16 protein-coding genes are annotated in these 19258 nt (G+C 69.5%); 1 reads left to right on the top strand and 15 read right to left on the bottom strand.

From position 1 onward, the window contains the following. Positions 1 to 68: 68 nt before the first annotated feature. Complete coding sequence (mgtE, locus tag ACZK1G_RS21640) at positions 69 to 1439, bottom strand: magnesium transporter (protein WP_014038917.1); 1371 nt, start codon at positions 1437 to 1439, stop codon at positions 69 to 71. A gap of 341 nt (positions 1440 to 1780) precedes the next feature. On the opposite strand from mgtE, the gene ACZK1G_RS21645 reads away from it, so the two are divergent. Next, positions 1781 to 3559 (top strand): monovalent cation:proton antiporter-2 (CPA2) family protein, encoded by a 1779-nt coding sequence (locus ACZK1G_RS21645; RefSeq protein WP_101766297.1) that lies wholly within the window; start codon positions 1781 to 1783, stop codon positions 3557 to 3559. A 124-nt stretch (positions 3560 to 3683) separates the two neighbouring features. Here ACZK1G_RS21645 and ACZK1G_RS21650 read toward each other — a convergent pair whose 3' ends face one another. The 14 genes from ACZK1G_RS21650 to ACZK1G_RS21715 form a co-directional block, all read right to left on the bottom strand. Then, positions 3684 to 7022: an ankyrin repeat domain-containing protein gene (locus ACZK1G_RS21650; RefSeq protein WP_101766298.1), complete on the bottom strand. Its 3339-nt coding sequence runs from the start codon at positions 7020 to 7022 to the stop codon at positions 3684 to 3686. Beyond that, complete coding sequence (locus tag ACZK1G_RS21655; RefSeq protein WP_014648833.1) at positions 7015 to 7275, bottom strand: YcgL domain-containing protein; 261 nt, start codon at positions 7273 to 7275, stop codon at positions 7015 to 7017. Before ACZK1G_RS21655 ends, ACZK1G_RS21650 begins: the two co-directional genes overlap by 8 nt. 160 nt (positions 7276 to 7435) lie before the next feature. Next, on the bottom strand, positions 7436 to 7876 hold the full coding sequence (locus ACZK1G_RS21660; protein ID WP_049447010.1) for a hypothetical protein: 441 nt from the start codon (positions 7874 to 7876) through the stop codon (positions 7436 to 7438). A 61-nt stretch (positions 7877 to 7937) separates the two neighbouring features. Further along, on the bottom strand, positions 7938 to 9176 hold the full coding sequence (locus ACZK1G_RS21665) for a beta-ketoacyl-ACP synthase (protein ID WP_014038923.1): 1239 nt from the start codon (positions 9174 to 9176) through the stop codon (positions 7938 to 7940). Further along, a complete protein-coding gene (locus ACZK1G_RS21670) occupies positions 9176 to 9907 on the bottom strand; it encodes a 3-ketoacyl-ACP reductase FabG2 (RefSeq protein ID WP_014038924.1) in 732 nt (243 codons plus the stop codon). The genes ACZK1G_RS21665 and ACZK1G_RS21670 overlap by 1 nt, the downstream gene beginning before the upstream one ends. Next, positions 9904 to 10359 (bottom strand): hotdog family protein, encoded by a 456-nt coding sequence (locus ACZK1G_RS21675; RefSeq protein ID WP_101766299.1) that lies wholly within the window; start codon positions 10357 to 10359, stop codon positions 9904 to 9906. The genes ACZK1G_RS21670 and ACZK1G_RS21675 overlap by 4 nt, the downstream gene beginning before the upstream one ends. Then, the gene (locus ACZK1G_RS21680; RefSeq protein ID WP_101766300.1) at positions 10356 to 11540 is read right to left on the bottom strand and encodes a beta-ketoacyl-ACP synthase; all 1185 of its coding nucleotides are present in this window, start codon (positions 11538 to 11540) and stop codon (positions 10356 to 10358) included. Before ACZK1G_RS21680 ends, ACZK1G_RS21675 begins: the two co-directional genes overlap by 4 nt. Further along, complete coding sequence (locus ACZK1G_RS21685; protein ID WP_014038927.1) at positions 11537 to 12094, bottom strand: DUF3261 domain-containing protein; 558 nt, start codon at positions 12092 to 12094, stop codon at positions 11537 to 11539. Before ACZK1G_RS21685 ends, ACZK1G_RS21680 begins: the two co-directional genes overlap by 4 nt. Continuing rightward, positions 12082 to 13332 carry an NAD(P)/FAD-dependent oxidoreductase gene (locus tag ACZK1G_RS21690; protein ID WP_014038928.1) on the bottom strand — a complete coding sequence of 417 codons (1251 nt, stop codon included), beginning with the start codon at positions 13330 to 13332 and terminating at the stop codon, positions 12082 to 12084. The genes ACZK1G_RS21685 and ACZK1G_RS21690 overlap by 13 nt, the downstream gene beginning before the upstream one ends. Positions 13333 to 13385: 53 nt before the next feature. After that, positions 13386 to 15761: an MMPL family transporter gene (locus tag ACZK1G_RS21695; RefSeq protein ID WP_101766301.1), complete on the bottom strand. Its 2376-nt coding sequence runs from the start codon at positions 15759 to 15761 to the stop codon at positions 13386 to 13388. Beyond that, positions 15733 to 16356: a LolA family protein gene (locus tag ACZK1G_RS21700; protein WP_197621936.1), complete on the bottom strand. Its 624-nt coding sequence runs from the start codon at positions 16354 to 16356 to the stop codon at positions 15733 to 15735. The genes ACZK1G_RS21695 and ACZK1G_RS21700 overlap by 29 nt, the downstream gene beginning before the upstream one ends. A gap of 2 nt (positions 16357 to 16358) precedes the next feature. Beyond that, positions 16359 to 16790, bottom strand: a complete 432-nt coding sequence (locus ACZK1G_RS21705) for an acyl-CoA thioesterase (protein ID WP_014038931.1) — start codon at positions 16788 to 16790, stop codon at positions 16359 to 16361. Next, on the bottom strand, positions 16777 to 18327 hold the full coding sequence (locus ACZK1G_RS21710; RefSeq protein WP_032960620.1) for an HAL/PAL/TAL family ammonia-lyase: 1551 nt from the start codon (positions 18325 to 18327) through the stop codon (positions 16777 to 16779). The genes ACZK1G_RS21705 and ACZK1G_RS21710 overlap by 14 nt, the downstream gene beginning before the upstream one ends. Next, complete coding sequence (locus ACZK1G_RS21715) at positions 18317 to 19258, bottom strand: LpxL/LpxP family acyltransferase (RefSeq protein WP_014038933.1); 942 nt, start codon at positions 19256 to 19258, stop codon at positions 18317 to 18319. Before ACZK1G_RS21715 ends, ACZK1G_RS21710 begins: the two co-directional genes overlap by 11 nt.

Genomic DNA, 19258 nt, shown 5'->3' on the forward strand with positions numbered 1-19258 from the left:
CCCTCCGTCCCCTTTTTGTTCTGCGTGCCGACCAAGGTCGGCACCTACCGGAGCACGGTGGTTCCGGCTTACAGCAGCGTGCCGTGCAGGATCATCGCGGCGATGCTGAAGTAGATCACCAGGCCGGTCACGTCCACCAGGGTGGCTACGAACGGGGCCGAGGCGCTGGCTGGATCGAAGCCGAGCCGCTTCAGGATGAAGGGCAGCATCGAGCCGGACAGCGAACCGAAGGTGACGATGCCGACCAGCGCCGCACCGATGGTGATCGCCAGCAGGATCCAGTGCTCGCCGTAGTCGTGCAGGCCGCCCAGCTGCCAGATCACGATACGCACGATGGCCAGGCAGCCAAGGATCGCGCCCAGCACCATGCCGGTCGGGATCTCGCGCAGGGCCACCTTCCACCAGTCGCGCAGGCGCAGTTCGCGCAGCGCCAGGCTGCGGATCAGCAGCGAGGTGGCCTGCGAGCCAGAGTTGCCGCCCGAGCTCATGATCAGCGGGATGAACAGGGTCAGCACCACCGCGCGTGCCAGTTCGTCTTCGTAGTGCTGCATCGCGCTGGCGGTCAGCATCTCGCCCAGGAACAGCACGCTCAGCCAGCCGGCGCGCTTGCGCAGCATCTCGAAGAAGCCGATCTGCATGTACGGCTTGTCCAGCGCTTCCATGCCGCCGAACTTGTGCGCGTCCTCGGTGGATTCCTCGATCAGCGCATCGAGCACGTCGTCCACGGTGACGATACCGAGCATCTGCTGCTGCGCGTCGACCACGGGGATCGCCAGCAGGTCGTGGCGGCGGATCAGCCGTGCCACTTCTTCCTGGTCCATCAGCGCATCCACCGTCACCGGCGGATTGACCTGGGCCACGTCCAGGATCGATTCCTCGGGCAGGCCGGTGATCAGCCGGCGCATGGTCACCACCTGCTGCAGCTGCTGGCTGGCCGGCTCCAGCACGTAGATCGCGTACACCGTCTCGCGGGTGCGCTCGACCTGGCGGATGTGCTGCAGGGTCTGCGCCACGGTCCAGCTGGCAGGCACCGCCACGTACTCGGTGGTCATCAGCGCACCGGCCGTGTTCGGCGGGTAGCTGAGCAGCTTCTGGATGGCCTGGCGGGCGTCGGTGCCCAGCAGTGGGATCAGCCGCGCGCGCTCTTCTTCGTCCAGCTCGTGGACGATGTCGGTGGCGCGGTCGTCGGCCATCAGGCCCAGCAGAGCCGCAGCCCGCGCCGGTGGCAGCGCGGCCACCAGCTCACCGCTGCGGTGCAGCTCCGGCGCTTCGAGCATTTTCACTGCACGCGGCAACGGCAGCGCAGCCAGCGTTTCCGCGGCGCGGGTCAGTTCCAGCGTGTTGAGGAATTCCACCGCGTCAGCGGTGTTGTAGTTCGCCAGCGGTGCGGCCAGTGCGGCGGCATCGGCCACCGGGCGCAGCAATTGCTTCTGGTTCATCGGTTTTGCCTTGTGGGGGTGCGACCTCGCGCAACGCCAACGCAGGCAAACCGTCCCGATGTCAGGCGGTGGCCATCGCTGGCGTCGAACGAGGTCGACTTCTACTGTCGCTGGACATGGGTTGGGGACTCCGGGATGCGTATGCCGACGGACGCGCCGCCAGCGGCGGGCAGTCTGGACCCGTGGGCCATGCAGGTCAACCCGGCCGCCCCGCGCCGAAGCCCGGCCGGTTGTTCTCGTGCGTACACAGACCGGCGCGCATAATGTCGTGGTGGCGCTCGCCACGCCCTTCCCCACCCGAACGGACGCGCAGCGGGCTCCCCCGATGACCAGGTATTCCCATGCATAGCGGTGGTCTGGAACTGGCCCTGGTGCTGCTGCTGGCGGCGGTCATCGCCGTGCCGGTGTTCAAGAAGTTCGGCTTCGGCGCGGTACTGGGCTACCTGGCGGCCGGCGTGGTGCTGGGCCCGGACGGACTGGGCTTCGTGCAGGACGCCGACCGCATCCTCGGCGCCGCCGAGATCGGCGTGGTGATGCTGCTGTTCGTGATCGGCCTGGAACTGTCGCCGGCGCGCCTGAAGGTGATGCGGCGCTCGGTGTTCGGTGCCGGTGCGGCGCAGGTGGCGCTGTCCGGGCTGGTGCTGGGCGGCCTGCTGCTGCTCGACCATTTCCAGTGGAAGAGCGCACTGGTGGTGGGCGTTGCACTGGCGCTGTCGTCCACCGCGGTCGGCCTGCAGCTGCTGTCCGAGCACAAGGCGATCAACAGCGACCATGGCCGGCTGGGCTTTGCCATCCTGCTGTTCCAGGACCTGATCGCGATCCCACTGTTGGCGGCCATCCCGCTGCTGGGCGGGGTGAAGAACGAGACCCTGCGCATCGAGGATGCGATGGTGGCGCTGGGCGCGCTGGCACTGGTGATCCTGTGCGGGCGACCGGTGCTGCGCAAGGTGTTCAGCATCATCGCGCGCACCCGCAGCCCGGAAGTGTTCACCGCCACCGCCCTGCTGGTGGTGCTCGGCACCGCCTGGTTCATGCAGGAAGCCGGCCTCAGCCCCAGCCTGGGCGCGTTCCTGGCCGGCGTGCTGCTGTCCGATTCGGAGTTCCGGCACGAACTGGAAGCGCAGATCGAGCCGTTCAAGGGCCTGCTGCTGGGCCTGTTCTTCATCGCGGTCGGCATGGGCATCGACCTCGACCGCATCGCGGCCGAGCCGTGGCTGATCGCGGCCGGCGTGGCGATCCTGCTGGTGGTCAAGTTCGGCCTGCTGTACGCAATCGGGCGTATCGCCAAACTCAGTTCACGGCAGTCGCTGCTGCTGGGCAGCGTGCTCTGGCTGGGCGGCGAATTCGCCTTCGTGGTGTTCAACGAAGCGCAGCGCGCGCACCTGCTGGGCAACGCCAACCACGACCGGCTGGTGGCGATCGTCGGCCTGTCGATGGCGATCACGCCGCTGCTGATGATCGCGCTGCTCAGGTTGCTCGGCCAGGAAAAGGCCGCACCGCGCCAGGCGGCCGAGGCCGACAAGGTGGCGCCGGACAACCGGCCCAAGGTGCTGATCGCCGGCATGGGACGCTTCGGCCAGGTAATTGCACGCCTGCTGACCGCGCAGAAGGTGCCGTTCGTCGCGCTGGAGGCGAACCCGGACACCGTGGCCGACCTGCGCCGCTTCGGCAACCAGCTGTACTACGGCGACCCGACCCGGCCGGAGATGCTGCGCGCTGCGGGCGGTGAACACATCGATGTGTTCGTGATCACCGTGGATGACCCGGAGACCAACCTGCGCGCGGTGCGCATGGTACGCCGGCTGTACCCGGACGCGAAGGTGCTGGCGCGTGCACGCAACCGCCAGCATGCGTGGCGCCTGATGGACATGTCGGCCGAGCCGTTCCGCGAAGTGTTCGGCACCAGCCTGGAGATGAGCGGGCGCGTGCTGACCGCGCTGGGCGTGGCACCGGACGTGGCCGAGCGCCATGTGCAGCGCTTCCGCGAGCATGACGAACAACTGCTGCGCGACCAGTACCTGGTGTACGACGACGAGGCCGCGGTGATCCAGACCTCGCGCGATGCACGCAACGACCTGATGCACCTGTTCGAGGCCGACGCGGAGAGCGACGGCGAGTAGGCGTGCCGACCAACGGTCGGCACCCACCCGCTGCGGATTCCGGCAGTAGATCCACGCCATGCGTGGATGGCGCGATATTGGGGTCAGAGCCCTTTCCGTTGGAAAGGGATCCGACCCCGGCCTCTCAGCCGTTGTCGCGCAGGAACCGCGCCATCGACGAAACACCTGGCACGCGCGGTTCGAACTCGCCAGCGACGTCGATGAAGCCGCGCATCACTGCGATCTCGCGCGGGCTGCGGTTGAGGCTGTCGCGCACTTCCGGATCGGCACCGGCGCGCAGCAGGCGCTGCACCAGCAGCGGCAATCCATGCAGCGCGGCCAGATGCAGCGGGCCGAAGCCGCGCGGATCGCGCACGTCCATGCTGACGTCCTCATCCAGCAGGCGCTCTACCGCCGCCATCACCACCTGCTCGTCGCAGGCGGTACCCGGCTCGGCGCGTGCGCCCAGCAGCAGCAGCAGCGGCGTGACCGAACCGGCAGCGGCCTGGTCCGGTTCGGCACCGGCCAGCAGCAGGGTGTCGAGCAGGGCCAGCAGGCGCGAGCGGTCGCGCGCACTGAAGCCGTACAGGGCAGCGCAATGCAGCGGCCCCAGCTGCTGCGCGTCACCGGCATGCACGTCGGCACCCGCAGTGAGCAGGCGCGCGACGATGTCCGGCAGGCCCAGCGCCGAGGCCAGCATCAGCACGGTCACCCCACCCGGCAGGCGGTGTTCCAGCTTGGCGCCGGCATCGAGCAGGGCCGACACGATATCCACCTGGCGCATGCTGACCGCCGCCGACAGCGGCGTCGCACCACTGGCCGCGGCGTGCTGCGGATCGGCGCCACGCGCCAGCAGCAGGTCGGTCACCGCCAGATGGCCACCACCGGCCGCACGCAGCAGCGCGGTGCAGCCCTGTGCATCGACCGCGTCGACGGCGAACCCCAGATCGATCAGGCGGCGCACGGCGTCCACATCACCGGCCATCGCGGCGGCCGGCAGATCGGCCTCGCGCAGGGTACGGCGCGGCAACGGCCACACCCGCCAGTCCAGCCAGTCGGCCAGGTCACGGCGACCGATCGACAACGCTACGCCCAGCGGCGTCTGGCCGTCGGCGGCACGGGCTTCCGGCGAGGCACCGTGCTGCACCAGCAGCTTCAGTGCACCTTCGCGGGCCAGCGCGGTGGCCAGATGCAAGGCGGTCATGCCGTGGCTGTCGCGCGCTTCGCGATCGACGCCGGCCTTCAGCAGGGCCTGCTGCAGGCGGAGCCAGCCCAGGCGCACTGCCAGCGACAACGGCGGGTCACCCGCCGGCGAGGCGGCGAATGGATCGGCGCCACGCTCCAGCAGTTCCAGCGCCAGCTGCTCCAGGCCACGGGCGGCCTGGTCGTGCTGTGCACAGGCGGCAAGGAAGCGCGCCAGGCCGCCACGGCCCGCCGGCGACAGGCCACGCTGCAGCATCACCTGCAGCGCTGGCACCGCATCGATGCCGCGCGACAGCAGCGCGAACATCGGCGTGTCGGCGCAGGCGTCACGCACATAGGGATCGGCGCCGTGGCCCAGCAGCCAATCGACCGCGCGCGGCTCCAGTGCCAGCTCCGGATCGAGCAGCAGGCCGCCCAGTTCTTCCGGCTGGCACAACCTGGCCAGCGCGGTCATGCCTTCGGTGTTGCCGAAGCCCAGTGCTTCGCGCAGCAGGGTCAGCGGCGGACGGTCCGGCAGCAGGCCGCTGGCGCTGGCGGCTTCGCCGCGCTCGGCCAGGCCATCACTGACGGCGGCCGGCAACGGATAGGACGGGTCCAGCAGGGCGACGATCGCCCAGCGGCCGGCTTCAGCGGCGTAGTCCACCGCGCGGCGGCCGACCGGATCAGCCGCATCGGCGGCGATGCCCAGCTCGACCAGGCGCTTGATCAGCAGCGGCGAGACATCCTCGGCCATCGCTGCCAGCTGCACCGCATTGCGGCCTTCGCCGTCCACCGCGACCAGGTCCGGCTTGTGCGGCAGCAGGTGCTCGACCACGGCGGCACGACCGGCACGGGCCGCTTCCAGCCATGGCGTGCGCCCCAGTGCATCGCGCGCTTCCAGATTGGCACCCGCGCCGAGCAGCACGCCGATGATCTCCACGTGGCCGGCCAGGGCCGCCTCGTGCAACGCACTGCGGCGCTGGCGATCACGCGCATCGGCCCGTGCCTTGTGCTTGAGCAGCAGCTGCACGCCAGCCGGATCGTCGTCCTCGGTGGCGGCAGCGGCCAGCAGCACTGGGGTGCCTTCGGCCGGTTCGCTGCGTGCACCGCGTTCGAGCAGGAAGCGGGCCAGGCGCCAGTTGCCGACCTGGCAGGCCACCGCCAGCGGCGACCAGCCCTCGCGGTTCAGCGCATCGACTTCAGCGGCGGCATCGCGCAGCAGCGCGGCCACGCCCGGGTCGGAACTGCGTGCGGCATGGTGCAGCGGGGTGTTGCCATCACTGTCGGTGGCGCGCGAATCGGCGCCGTTGGCGAGCAGGGTCATCACCGCTTCGGGGCGGCCATGCCAGCTGTCGCGGGTCGCGGCCAGCAGCGGGGTCATGCCCCGGTGCGGCGCATTCACATCGACGCCGCGGGCAATCAGTTCGCGCAGCAGGCGCAGGTCCGGCAGCACCGCGGCCAGCACCGCCAGGCTGCGCTGGTCACGCCAGTTCGGGTCCGGCAGCGCATACGGATCGGCACCGGCCTGCAGCAGCTGCAGGCCCCGGTCGATGCGGCCCTGGCGCGCGGCTTCATACAGCGCCGGTGTCAGTTCCTGCGGCGCCATCGCCTCCAGCGGCGCGGTTTCGGCCGCAGCGGGGAACATCGGTTCCTGTTCGCTGCTGGCCGCTGCGAACGGGCTGGGACGCAGCGACACCAGCGGCGCGGGCGCCACCCGCTGCAGCAGCAGGTGCAACACCGGCGACAGCAGCACGACCGCCAGTGCGGCGGGCCAGCGTGCACTTTCCGGCAACAGGCCCGGCCAGGCCGGCAGCACCACCAGTGCGGCCAGTGCGATCACCAACGCAGCCACGCCGAGGCCACGCCAGGCGGTCAGGTCGCGCCCGGCCAGCGCCTGCCAGTGCTGGGCAAGGCTGCCATCGAGGCGCTCGACATCGTTCCACAACGGCCAGGTGCGCCAGGCCGCCAGCAGGCCGGCGCTGACCAGCACGCTCAGGCCCAGCACTGCCGCCAGGCTGCCGCTGTCACGCAGTGCCGCCAGCGGCCAGGCCAGCAGCAGCGCCAGCAACAGCGGCGCGGCCGCCCACAATGCCAGCAGCGCGGGCAGGTCCTGGCGTGCGACCACCTTCAGCGGCAGCAGCGCACGGCTGCGACGCCACCACGACACACCCAGCGCAAACGCCGGCTGCGCCAGTGCGGCAAGGATGGCACCCGGCACACCGCCCACGGCGGCGCCCAGCGCCAGCACGGCACCCACGGCGAAGGCGATCGACAGGGCGCGCGGTCGGGAGGTGTCAGTCATAGTGTCGCGGCATCAGGCTGGCCACCGACGGCGGCACCTGCAGGTAGAACCCGCGTTCGCTCATTTCGCTGCGGACCTTTTCGGGATCGGCCTGGGCCAGGCGGCGCTGGGCATCCAGGGCAACCTCCAGGACGAAGGCAAGCGTACCCAGCGAGGTGAGCAGCGGCGCAGGCAGCGCGCTGAAATCATCGCGTCGGGGAACGTAGACGTAGGTGTCCGGCTTGAGTTGGCTTTTATAGACGTAGGCGTGCATGTCCGCGGGACGATAACCCGGGAAGAGCCATGATTGTGTCGGAAAGCCGACACCGGGGAAAGCCGTCAGCCGACGATGGCGGCGCGATCGGCGGCGTTTCCCCTGCGGGGTTCAGCAATGTGGCGGCGACGTTCAGCCAACGCCGCCGCCACACGGGCGCTTACTTGACCTTGGCGTAGGTGCCCTTCAGCGCGACACCGGCGAGGATGGTGCCGGCGTAGCACTCGTAATTGGTGCTGCTCTTGAACTCGTTCTTCTTGTAGTAGCTGACGATGTCGACCACGGCGTTGGCGCCGCGCGACCTGGCGCCGTCCTGCAGCGCGCGCAGCGCCGACAGCGCAACCCAGCGGCAGGCCTCGGCGTCGCTCTTGTTGGCGGCGTTGGTCTTCTTGTTGGTCACGTCTTCGCCCAGGCGCTGCTGCACGCTCACCGGCTGTCCGGCCAGGTAAAAGCGCACGCTGCCGTCGATGCCGGCGTCCTTGGCAGCCTGCGAGCTGATCAGCTCCTGCAGGGACTGCTCGACGCGGGTATCGCGGGCGGAGGCGGTGGAGGTCAGGGCCAGCAGCGCGGTGGCCGTGGCGATCATCAGGGTGCGGCGCATCGGAACATCTCCTTGTCGAGGGTGCGGGTGGATAGCGGAAACGGTGCGGTGGGGCGGTGGATCACTCGCTCCAGCGGCGGAACACCAGCGAGGTGTTGATGCCGCCGAAGGCGAAGTTGTTGCTCATCACGTACTCGGCCTGCAGTTCGCGGCCCTGTCCGGTGATGAAGTCGAGCTGGCCGCAGCGCGGATCGACCTCGGCCAGGTTCAGGGTCGGCGCGAACCAGCCGGCGCGCATCATCTGGATGCTCAGCCAGGCCTCGAACGCACCACAGGCACCCAGCATGTGGCCGACGTAGCTCTTCAGCGAGCTGATCGGCACGCGGTTGCCGAACACCTGCGCGGTCGCCTGGGTCTCGGCGATGTCACCGTGGTCGGTAGCGGTGCCGTGGGCGTTGACGTAGTCGATCTGCGCCGCGTCCAGGCCGGCATCCTCCAGCGCCAGGCGCATCGCCTGGGCCATGGTGTCGGCGCTGGGCTGGGTGACGTGCTGGCCATCGCTGTTGGTGCCGTAGCCGACCACCTCGGCCAGGATGGTGGCGCCACGCGCCTGCGCGTGCTCCAGGTCCTCCAGGATCAGCGTGCAGGCGCCCTCGCCCAGCACCAGGCCATCACGGCCGGCGTCGAACGGGCGCGGGGTGGTCTGCGGCGCATCGTTGCGCACGCTGGTGGCGAACAGGGTGTCGAACACCGCCGCGGCGGTGGCATCGAGCTGCTCGGCACCGCCGGCCACCATCACCGTCTGCTTGCCGCTGCGGATGGCCTCATAGGCCGCGCCCACGCCCTGGCTGCCCGACGTGCAGGCGCTGGAGGTGGTGTAGACGCGCCCGGACAGGCCGAAGAACACGCCGATGTTGACCGGCGCGGTGTGGCTCATCATCTTCAGGTAGGTGGTGGCACTGATGCCTTCGGTGGTGAACTCGTTGAGCATGCGCCCGAATTCACCGGTGGCCTCGTGGCTGCCCGAGGACGAGCCGTAGGCCACGCCGGTACGGCCACTGCGCAGCACCGGGTGCTCGTGCAGGCCGGCTTCGCGCAGCGCCACTTCGGTGGCGCGCACCGACATGATCGCGACCTTGCCCATCGAGCGGGTGGTCTTGCGGTTGTAGTTCGGCGGCAGCTCGAAGTCCTGCGCCGGCGCGGCCAGCTTGGTGTTCAACCCGGCATAGACATCCCACTCGGGCATCGCGCGCACCGCATTGCGGCAGCTGCGCAGGTGCGCCTCGATGGTCGGCCAGTCGTGGCCGAGCGGACTGATGGCGGCGGCACCGGTGACCACCACGCGACGATCGGCGGCCATCAGAGCATGCCCCCGTTCACCGAGATCACCTGGCGGGTGATGTAGCCGGCCGGTTCGGACAGCAGGAACGCCACCGTGGCCGCCACTTCGTCGGGACGACCGACGCGGCCGGCGGGAATCAGCTTGAGCGCGTGTTCAACCACTTCGTCGTTGAGCATTTCGGTCTCGATCAGGCCCGGGGCCACGCAGTTCACGGTGATCTGGCGGCTGGCCAGTTCCAGCGCCAGCGCCTTGGTGGCACCGATGATGCCGGCCTTGGCGGCGCTGTAGTTGACCTGCCCGCGGTTGCCGGCCAGCCCGGACACCGACGACAGGGTGACGATGCGGCCGGGCTTGCGCCGCCGCACCATCGGCATGATCAGCGGATGCAGTACGTTGTAGAAGCCATCCAGGTTGGTGTGGATGACCTGGTCCCAATCCTCCGCCGACAGCGCCGGGAAGGCGCCATCACGGGCGATGCCGGCATTGCAGACCACCCCGTAGTACGCGCCATGCGCGTCGACATCGGCCTCCAGCGCGGCGCGTGCGGCCTCGCGGTCGGCCACGTCGAACACCAGCACGCGGGCCTGCTGGCCCAGTGCCTGGATCTCGGCCACCACCGCCTGCGCCTCTTCCACGCGGCTGCGGCAATGCACCACCACGTCGAAGCCGTCGCGCGCGATGCGCAGCGCGATGGCCCGGCCGATGCCCCGGCTGGCGCCGGTCACCAGCACGCTTCGATTCCCTGTCATGCCTGTCCACTCTCCAGATAGGCCATCGCGTCGGTCGGTTCGAACACCGACACGTTGGCTGTCGCCCATTCTTCCTCGCCTGCCAGGATGCGGCAGGCGAACATCCCCAATCCATTGTCACCCAACAGCTCGCAGCGCGCCTGTACGCGCAGCCGCGAACCGCTGGGGAAGCTGCTGCGCAGGCTGCTGTAGCGGCGGCTGCCGAGCAGGAAGCCCAGCTGCGGCGGCCTGCCGGCGGCGCGTGCACGGCAGCCGGCCCAGGCCGCGATGGCCTGTGCCATGTATTCGATGCCGACCCAGGCCGGCACCTGGCCATCCTCGACGAACAGCCCGGCCCCGGGCACCACCAGTTCGGCCTCGATGGCGTCCTGGTCCCACTGCGTGATGCGCTCCAGCAGGCACATGTCCTGGCGGTGCGGCACCACGTCCTCGATCGCGTACAGCGTGTTCATCGACGCTCCAGCGCCAGCACGGCATTGCTGCCGCCGAAGGCGAACGAATTGCTCAGCACCCGTCGCGGCGGCTGTGCCAGGCGGGTGGCCGGGGCCACCAGCGGCAGCACCGGCAATGCGGGATCGGCCACGCCGTCCCACCAGTGCGGCGGCAGCTGCTGCTGCGGGTTCTCGGCCAGCAGGATCCAGCACAGCGCCGCCTCGATCGCACCCGAGGCGCCCAGCGTATGGCCGGTCAACGGCTTGGTTGAACTGGCCGGCACGCCGTTGCCCAGCACCTGCGAGACCGCCAGGCTTTCCATCGCATCGTTGTGGCCGGTAGCAGTGCCATGCAGGTTCACGTAGTCCACTTCGTCGGCGGCCCAGCCGGCACGCAGCAGCGCTTGCTGCAGGGCATCGATGGCGCCCAGCCCCTGCGGGTCGGGGGCGGACATGTGGTGCGCGTCGGCCGATTCGCCCCACCCGGCCAGGCACACCGGACCGGGTTCGCGGGTGAGCAGGAACAACGCGGCGCCCTCGCCGATGTTGATGCCGGCGCGATGCTGCGAGAACGGATTGCAGCGCAGCGCCGAGACCGATTCCAGCGCGCTGAAGCCGGCCACGGTGAAGCGGCACAGCGAATCGGCGCCACCGGCGATCACCGCATCGACGATGCCGGCGCGCAGCATGCGCGCCGCCGACATCAGCGCCTTGGCGCTGGACGAGCAGGCGGTGGACAGCGTCCATGCAGGCCCCTGTGCGCCACTGCGCTGGCGCACGAACTGCGCGGCAGTGCCCATTTCCTGCTGGGCGTAGTCGAAGCCCTGCGGCCACTGGCCCTGTTCGGCGTGGCTGCGCAGGGCCTGCTCGGATTCACCGATGCCCGAGGTACTGGTACCCAGCACCACCGCCACGCGCTCGGCGCCATGGCGGGCGATCGCGGCGGCCACGGCCGGTGCGATCTGTGCCAGTGCCACGTCCAGCAGCGCGTTGTTGCGCCCGCGCAGGGCCACCGGCAGGTCATCCAGCGTCGGCAGTGGCGTGCGCACTTCTCCCAGCGCCAGGGTGCGTCCCGGCAACAGGCTGTCGTTGTCACTGAGCCCGCCCGGCGCGTCGGCGAACATGGCCGACGTCACAGCGGCGCGGCCATCGCCGAGCGCACAGACCACGCCCAGGTCGTTCAGGTAGATCGGTGCGCTCATCGGTCCGGCCCGGCCATGTCGATCGATTCGATGCGCAGGGCGTAGCCTTCGGCGCGGTTGTCCAGCTGCACGCTGCCGTCGTCCAGGCGCTGCAGCTGCAGCCACACCGTGCCGTCGCGCGACAGGCTGCGCTGATGGCCGTCATCGCTGACCTGCCAACCCGCCGGCAACGCGGCGGCAATGGCCGCGGTCGGCCACAGCGCGAACTGCAGGTCATCCAGCACGCGCTCGGCACGCACCTGCGGCGGCAGCCACGGCGCGCGCTGCTGGGTCAACTGCTGGCCGTCCCATTGCAGGCGCACGCCGGTCTGGCCCATCGCCTGCACCGCCAGCTGCACCTGCTGCGCATCGGCTTCCAGCAGAGCATCCAGGTCGCGCTCATGCGTGCCGAAGCGGAAATGCAGCTGCTGCTGCAGTGCCAGCGGCGCCGGCAGGCTGGCCGGCGACAGGCGCAGCGGCGGCAGTTCCACCTGCGGCTTCGGCATGCGGCCGGCACAGGCGGCCAGCAGCAGGCACAGCAACAGCGCTGCAGTACGGGCGATCACGCGCTGCACAGCTGCTCCAGCACGCGCATGCGGCGGCCGCTTTCATCGGCCACGTACGGGTTGTTGGTGTCCCAGGCGTAGCCGGCCAGGATGGAGCTGATCATGTCGCGCACTTCAGGCTGCTGCTGCGGGTGGTAGATGATCTTCTGGAAACCGCCTTCGTACCAGCTTTCGACGAAGCGGCGGAAGGTCTTCACGCCGGCGCGCAGCGGGATCGAGAACTCGGTTTCCCAGTCGACGGTTTCGCCGGCATAGCGGCGCGCCAGGCACTCGCTCGCCAGCTGCGCGGACTTGAAGGCGATGGTGACGCCGGAGGAGAACACCGGGTCGAGGAACTCGCCGGCATTGCCCAGCAGGGCGTAGCCCGGGCCCCACAGCGAACTGACATTGGCCGAGTAACCGGTGATCCGGCGCACCGGCAGCACCGCCCATTCGGCGTTGGCCAGCAGGCGGGTCAGGTTGGGGTCCTCGCCGACGATGGCCTGCAGCTTCTGCAGGTCGTCGCCCTCGTAGCGTTCGAAGAACGACGGCTCGGCGACCACGCCCAGCGAGCAGCAGCCGTTGGAGAACGGGATCGTCCAATACCAGACGTCGATGTGCTCGGGATGGGTGGTGATCAGGATCTTGTTGCGGTCGAAGTCCGCTTCAGCCGGAATGTTGTCGCGCACGTGGCAGAAGATCGCCCCGCGCACCGGGAAGTTGGACGGCGATTCCAGCTGCAGCAGGCGCGGCAGCAGGCGCGCGAAACCGGATGCATCGAGGATGAAATCGGCCTCGATGCGGTACTCGCTGCCGTCCGGGCGGCGCACGGTCACCGCCGGCTGCTCGCCCGCTTCGACCGACAGCACTTCATCACCGAAGCGCAGCGTGGTGCCCATGCGTTCGGCGCCGCGCGCCAGCACATTGTCGAAGTCGGCGCGCTGCACCTGGTAGGTCGTGCCCCAACCCGGCGAGAACTTCTTCCTGAAGTCGAACGCGGTGCGCGCCTCGCCATGCACGAAGGCCGCGCCGTTCTTGTGCTGGAAGCCCGCTTCGACCACGTCCTGCAACAGGCCGGCAGCCTCGATGTACTCCATGCTCTGCGGCAGCAGGCTTTCACCGATGGAGAAACGCGGGAACTGCTGGCGCTCCAGCATCAGCACCTGGCGGCCCTGCTGGCGCAGCATCGCCGCAGCCACGGAGCCGGCCGGGCCGGCACCGATGATCAGGATTTCAGTACGTTCGACAGCATCCACAGCAGTATTCATCGGTGCGTCCTTGTTGCTCGATCAAGTGGAAAGAAGGAAGTCGGAAAACAGGCTCAGGCCGGCGGCAGATCGTGCGGCGGCGGCCGGAACAGCGGCGAGATCAGCCAGACCAGGCCGATGCCGAACAGCAGGGTCAGGCCGAACGCGCGCAGCGCCGGGGTCTGCGACAGTCCCAGCAGGCCGAACGACAACCAGGTGCTGGCCGCGCCCACGCACACCGCCAGCCAGGCACTGGCATCGCCGCGGTGCTCAATCAGGAAGATGCCGTAGTCGATGCCCATGCCCAGCAGCAGCATCAGTGCCAGCACGTTGAACAGCTGCAGTGGCTGGCCGAACAGGCCCAGCAGGCCCAGGGTCAGCGCACCGGCAATCAGCGTCGGCGCGAACACGCGCCAGGCCTGGCGGCGGTAGCGCAGCCACAGCGCGCCGAACACCAGCACGATGCCGACCAGCAGCAACCCACCCATCAGCTTGCGGTAGTGGCCCAGCAGCTGCGAGAAGTCGGCGGTGCGGTCCACCCAGCGCACACCCGGCAGGCCTTCGGCCGCCCCGCGCAGGGTGGCCAGCGCATCAGCGCGCGACAGGTCATCGACCATCACCACGCTGATCATCTGCCCGCCGACCTCGCCCACCCACAGGTGGCGGAACGGCTGCGAGGCCGGGGAGGCCAGGAACGCCTCCGCGGTCAGCGGCGTAGCGGCGAAGTCCGGGCGCGGCAGCGGTTCGCCGACCGCATCGGATACCGCATCCAGCACGCCCGGTTCCACCTTCGCGGTCAGCGCGGCATCGGCCTGCTGGCGTGCCGGCGACGGCAGCCAGTCGCTGATCGCGCGGTAGCCACCAATGCGCTGGTCGTGGGCGAGCGCACGCAGGCGTTCGGTCAGCGCTTCTTCGCGCTGCAGCAGCTGGGCAGCGTCACTGCCCTGCACCAGGTAGAACTGCGCCGGGCTGGGCATGCCCAGCAGCTGGCTCAGGCGGATCTGCTGCGCCATCAACGCCGGCGGCGAGGACTGCAGGCTGCGCAGGTCGTCGTTGCTGTGCAGGCGGGCGATGCCGATGGCGGAGAACGCCAGGGCAATCAGCACGAACACCGTCACCGGGCGACGGCCATGCAGACGCGGGAAGCGTTCCAGCGTGTTGCCCAGCCACTGCGAGAAACGGGTCTGGCGGATCTCACCGCCATCCAGCCACGGGAACCAGAAGATCACCGTGAGGAAAGCAGCGGCCAGGCCGACCACCGAGAACAATGCCATCTGGCGCAGGCCCGGGAACGGGGCCAGGCCCAGCGCCAGATAGGCCAGCGCGCTGGTCAGCAGGGCCAGCCACAGGCCCGGCAGCAGGTGCCGCAGCAGCTTCCAGCGGCGATCGGCCGGCTCGGCCTGGCGCGAAGCGAACCAGTGGATGCCGTAATCCTCGGCCACGCCCACCAGCGACGCACCGAACACCAGGGTCAGCACGTGCACCTTGCCGAACACCAGCACGGTCACCGCCAGCGCCACGCCACAGCCGATCAGCAACGACGCGGCAACCAGCAGGATCGGCCGCAGCGAACGGAACGCCAGCCACACCAGCAGCAGCACCGCGGCCAGCGAGCCCCAGCCGATGGTGTTGATCTCCTGGTTGGCCTGCACCGCGGCCGCCTCGGCGTGCAGCGGCACGCCGGCATGCAGGATTTCCATCTCCGGTGCTGCCGCCCTGGCAGCCTGCCCGGCACGTTCCAGCAGGCCATCGAGATGGCGCTCACCGTCAAGCTGGAACGCCGACCCCGGCGTATCGAACTGCAGCGCCGCCCAATGCTTGCCCTCGGCTTCGAGCAGGCCATCATCGCCCAGCCGCAGCCCCGACCCCTGCGCCTGCTGCTGCCACCATTGCGGCCACAGCGACAGCGGGTCTTGCCGCCAGTCGGTCAGGCGCGGCGCGCCCATCGGGCCGTACAGCGCGGCCAACGCCTGCTCGGCCAACGCGCCCGGTTCGCTGCCCTGCAACTGCTCGCGCTGGGCCGGCGTCAGCAGGCGGTCGCGGTACGGCGCGTAGAACGCCCGCGCCTCGTCGAACCAGCCTTCAATCGAACCACTGGGCACCAGCAATGCATGGTCGGCGTCCTGAGCCATGGCCGCAGCGAAGGCTGCCTGCGCGCGCTTGGCGGCGGCGCCGTCCTTGCTCCCCAGCAGCACCACCACCTGGCGCGAACTGCCGTCGGCGATGCGCCGGGTGACATCACTCAACAGGCGGTCATGCGCATCCTGCGGCAGCAGGGCGAGGATATCGGTGTCGATCCGCGATTCCTGGCTCCACAAGCGCCACTGCTGCGCGCCCATCACCAGCAGCACCAGCAGCCAGGCGATGCCCAGCCAGTGCCACCAGCGCCGCAACCGGTCCGGTGCGTTCGATGCCACGACCTCACTCAAAGCGGCGGGCCTCGTCGGCATTGAGCGTGGCCGGCGCCTCGCTCAACGCGCTGAACTGGATCTGCGTGCGGTCCTTGTTGGCCTCGACGATCTCGACCTGGCGCACGTAGCGGTCACCCTGCAGGGTCAGCGACTGGAAGGCCTTGGCCAGCATCGCCGACTTCGGCGTCAGCCGCAGCCGCCAGCCCTGCCCTTCACGGCTGGCCGCCACGTTGAACTGGCTGGACAGCGCCTGCACGTCGCCACTCATCAGCGCGAACATGATCGCGTTCACCGAACGCATCGCCGGCTGCTGCCGTGCATCCAGCTCGACACGGGTGCTGCCATCGCGCTGGCGGCTGAGGATGCGGTCGGCGGTGACCACCACTTCGGAGGGGAACGGCTTGAGCGTGGTCCAGATCACGCCGTGCTGGCGCGCGACCACGAACTGGCCCTGCGAGCGCAGCGGGTTCTTGAAGCCGCTGACCTGCTTTTCCTGGCTGAACTGGCCGCGCAGCACGTCCGGCCGCGCCACCGCCTGGGTGATCGCATCGATGGCGGGGTCGGCCGCCTGCACCTGCGGTGCGGCAACGAGCATCAGCGCGCACAGCAGCACGCTCGGAAGACGGGCAAGCATGTTCACGGCGCAGGCACTCCCAGGCGTTCCCACAGTACCGGCGGGCACTGGTACAGCATTTCCTTGCTGGCCGCGTCCACCGCGACCTGGATGGTCATCGCGCGGGTCAGCACCTGGCCGCTCTGCGCATCGACGATTTCGTACTCGATCTTCAGCCGGTTCTCCCATTCCACGATGCGCGCGATCACGCGCAGCGCCTGGTTGAACAGCAGCGGGCGCACGTACTTCACCCGGGCATCGACCACCGGCCACAGGTAGCCCGATTCGAGCATCTGCGGGTAGTCGTAGTCGTAGCGCCCGAGCAGCGCGCAGCGCGCGATCTCGAAGTACTTGAAGTAGTTGCCATGCCAGACCACGTTCATCGGATCGCAGTCATGGAAGGCGGGGGTCAGCGCAATCTCGCCGACCCGTTCGATGGCCTCATTCACCGGCATACAGCTCCCAACGTTGCGCGCGGATCTCCACCAGCAATTCCCGCAGTTCGCGATCCAGCGCGCGGTCTTCTTCAACCAGGGCGATGCGCTGCCCCAGGTCGGCGTACATGTCGGCCAGACTGCCATGCAGCTGCGCGTTCAGGCCAACCCGTTCGCGCAGGGCCAGGCCCTGGCGGGCAGCGATCAGCATCGCGGCCACCACCTGTTCAGTCAGCTCGATCACGCGCAGGCAGTCGCGCGCGGCGATGGTGCCCATGCTGACCTTGTCCTGGTTGTGGCACTCGGTGGAACGCGAGAACACGCTGGCCGGCATGGTCTGCTTCAGCGCTTCGGCGGTCCAGGCAGACACACTGATCTGCAGCGCCTTCAGGCCATGGTTGATGGCCGCGCGCGGGCCGGTGGCCGCCGACAGGTTGGCCGGCAGGCCATGGTTGTAGCGGGCATCGACCACCAGCGCCAGCTGCCGGTCAAGCAGGTCGGCAACGTTGGCCACGGTGTTCTTCAGGGTGTCCATCGCCAGCGCGATGTGGCCACCGTAGAAGTGGCCGCCATGCAGGATGCGCTCGCCGTCGGCATCGATCAGCGGGTTGTCGTTGGCGCTGTTCAGTTCGGTTTCGATCAGCTGGCGCAGGAACGGCAGGCTGTCCTCCAGCACGCCGATCACATGCGGCGCGCAGCGCAGCGAATAGCGGTCCTGCAGGCGCTGTTCATTGCGCGGCGGACGCTCGCTGTGCAGGTCGCTGCGCAGGCGCGCGGCGATGCGGCCCTGGCCCGGGTGCGGCTTGGCCGCGAACAGAGTTTCGTCGAAGTGGTGCGCGTTGCCGTCGCTGGCCAGCACGTTGAACGCGGTCAGGCGCGTGGCCATGCGCGCCAGGTAATCGGCGCGCTGCCAGGCCAGGCAGGCCAGGCCGGTCATCACCGCGGTGCCGTTCATGATCGCCAGGCCTTCCTTCGGCCGCAGCTTCAGCGGGGTCATGCCGATCTTCGCCAGCACCTCCGCCGCCGGCTGCACGCGACCGTCGTGCAGCACCTCGCGCTCGCCGCACAGCACCGCCGCCACGTACGACAGCGGCGTCAGGTCACCACTGGCACCGACCGAGCCTTCGGCCGGAATCATCGGCAGCACGTCGTGCTGCAGCAGCGTGGCCAGGCCCTCCAGCAGCGGCACGCTGACACCGGACATGCCGCGCACCAGCGACGCCAGGCGCGCGGCCAGCACCGCGCGGGTCTCGACCGGGTCCAGGTAACGGCCCAGGCCGCAGCCGTGGTAGGTGTACAGGTGGTGCGGCAGTTCCGCCACCAGCGCCGGCGGGATGTTCACCGTGCACGAGTCGCCGTAGCCGGTGGTCACACCGTAGATCACGCCGTCCTCGCGCAGCAGGCGGTCGAGGAAGTCGGCACCGCGCTGGATGTGTGCGCGGAACGCCGGCGCGTCGCTCAGTGCGGCCTCGCACTGGCGCTGGGCCAGGGCAACCACGTCTTCAATGGTCAACGGTGCATCGCCAAAGCGGCACACGGGTACGGCGTCAGTCGTCATGCGGAGCCTGATCCCAGAAGGGGAAGAAATTGAACCAGTCCAACGGGGACTGGATGACCTGGAGTTCCAGCCAACGCGCGAAGCGCTGAGCCTGTTCGGCCAGCGCGGCGTCGCGCGAGCCACGCGGCAGCACGATGCGTTCGGCAAACTGTTCGAATGCCACGCGGTAGCCCTCGCCCTGGTGCAGGCAGGCCATGGTGTAGACCGGGCAACCGAGCGCGGCGGCGAGCACATAGGCGCCGATCGGGAACGGGGCGCGGTGGCCAAGGAAATCGGCGGTGACGCTGCGGCCGCCCTGCACCGGTGTACGGTCGCCGACGATGGCGACGAAGCCACCCGCCGCCACGCGCTCGGCCAGCATCACCGCGGTGGCCGGCCCCATTTCGGTCACCTGCACCAGCTCCACCGCCGCCAGCGGGTCCAGCCGCTGCAGCAGGCGGTTGAAGCGCTGCGCGTGCGCGGTATGCACCAGCACGGTGATGCGGAAGCCCGGCACCTGTTCGGCCAGTACCTGGCACAGCTCCAGGCAGCCGATGTGCGCAGTGAGGATCAGCCCGCCTTCGCGGCGCGCGATCTTCTCCAGCACCAGGTCGCGATGCAGGTGGATGCGTTCGGCCGGATAGCGCCCGCCCAGGCCGAGGATCTTGTCCAGCATCGTGTCGGCGAAGGCGAAGAAGTGGCGCAGGCTGTCACGCCGGGTCGGCGTGCGGCCGAGCACGCCGCTGTATGCCTGCAGCCGCTGCAGGTACTGCATCGAGGCCTGGCGGCCGACGCGGTTGCCCAGCCAATGGCAGGCCACCACCGGCCACACGCACAGGCGGAACGGCCAGCGCCCGAACCAGCGGTGCACCCAGCACAGGAACAGCACGCCGGCCACCGACGTCGATTCGCCGATGTCGGCCCAGTGCGGGGCACCCTGCGCGGCCGCCAT

The organism is Stenotrophomonas sp. 109824_Sma (genome assembly GCF_056480025.1).

Excerpts from the sequence above, each read along its gene's own strand:
- mgtE (WP_014038917.1), bottom strand. The coding sequence starts at position 1,439 with ATGAACCAGAAGCAATTGCTGCGCCCGGTGGCCGATGCCGCCGCACTG.
- ACZK1G_RS21645 (WP_101766297.1), top strand. The coding sequence starts at position 1,781 with ATGCATAGCGGTGGTCTGGAACTGGCCCTGGTGCTGCTGCTGGCGGCG.
- ACZK1G_RS21650 (WP_101766298.1), bottom strand. The coding sequence starts at position 7,022 with ATGACTGACACCTCCCGACCGCGCGCCCTGTCGATCGCCTTCGCCGTG.
- ACZK1G_RS21655 (WP_014648833.1), bottom strand. The coding sequence starts at position 7,275 with ATGCACGCCTACGTCTATAAAAGCCAACTCAAGCCGGACACCTACGTC.
- ACZK1G_RS21660 (WP_049447010.1), bottom strand. The coding sequence starts at position 7,876 with ATGCGCCGCACCCTGATGATCGCCACGGCCACCGCGCTGCTGGCCCTG.
- ACZK1G_RS21665 (WP_014038923.1), bottom strand. The coding sequence starts at position 9,176 with ATGGCCGCCGATCGTCGCGTGGTGGTCACCGGTGCCGCCGCCATCAGT.
- ACZK1G_RS21670 (WP_014038924.1), bottom strand. The coding sequence starts at position 9,907 with ATGACAGGGAATCGAAGCGTGCTGGTGACCGGCGCCAGCCGGGGCATC.
- ACZK1G_RS21675 (WP_101766299.1), bottom strand. The coding sequence starts at position 10,359 with ATGAACACGCTGTACGCGATCGAGGACGTGGTGCCGCACCGCCAGGAC.
- ACZK1G_RS21680 (WP_101766300.1), bottom strand. The coding sequence starts at position 11,540 with ATGAGCGCACCGATCTACCTGAACGACCTGGGCGTGGTCTGTGCGCTC.
- ACZK1G_RS21690 (WP_014038928.1), bottom strand. The coding sequence starts at position 13,332 with ATGAATACTGCTGTGGATGCTGTCGAACGTACTGAAATCCTGATCATC.
- ACZK1G_RS21695 (WP_101766301.1), bottom strand. The coding sequence starts at position 15,761 with ATGCCGACGAGGCCCGCCGCTTTGAGTGAGGTCGTGGCATCGAACGCA.
- ACZK1G_RS21700 (WP_197621936.1), bottom strand. The coding sequence starts at position 16,356 with ATGCTTGCCCGTCTTCCGAGCGTGCTGCTGTGCGCGCTGATGCTCGTT.
- ACZK1G_RS21705 (WP_014038931.1), bottom strand. The coding sequence starts at position 16,790 with ATGCCGGTGAATGAGGCCATCGAACGGGTCGGCGAGATTGCGCTGACC.
- ACZK1G_RS21710 (WP_032960620.1), bottom strand. The coding sequence starts at position 18,327 with ATGACGACTGACGCCGTACCCGTGTGCCGCTTTGGCGATGCACCGTTG.
- ACZK1G_RS21715 (WP_014038933.1), bottom strand. The coding sequence starts at position 19,258 with ATGGCGGCCGCGCAGGGTGCCCCGCACTGGGCCGACATCGGCGAATCG.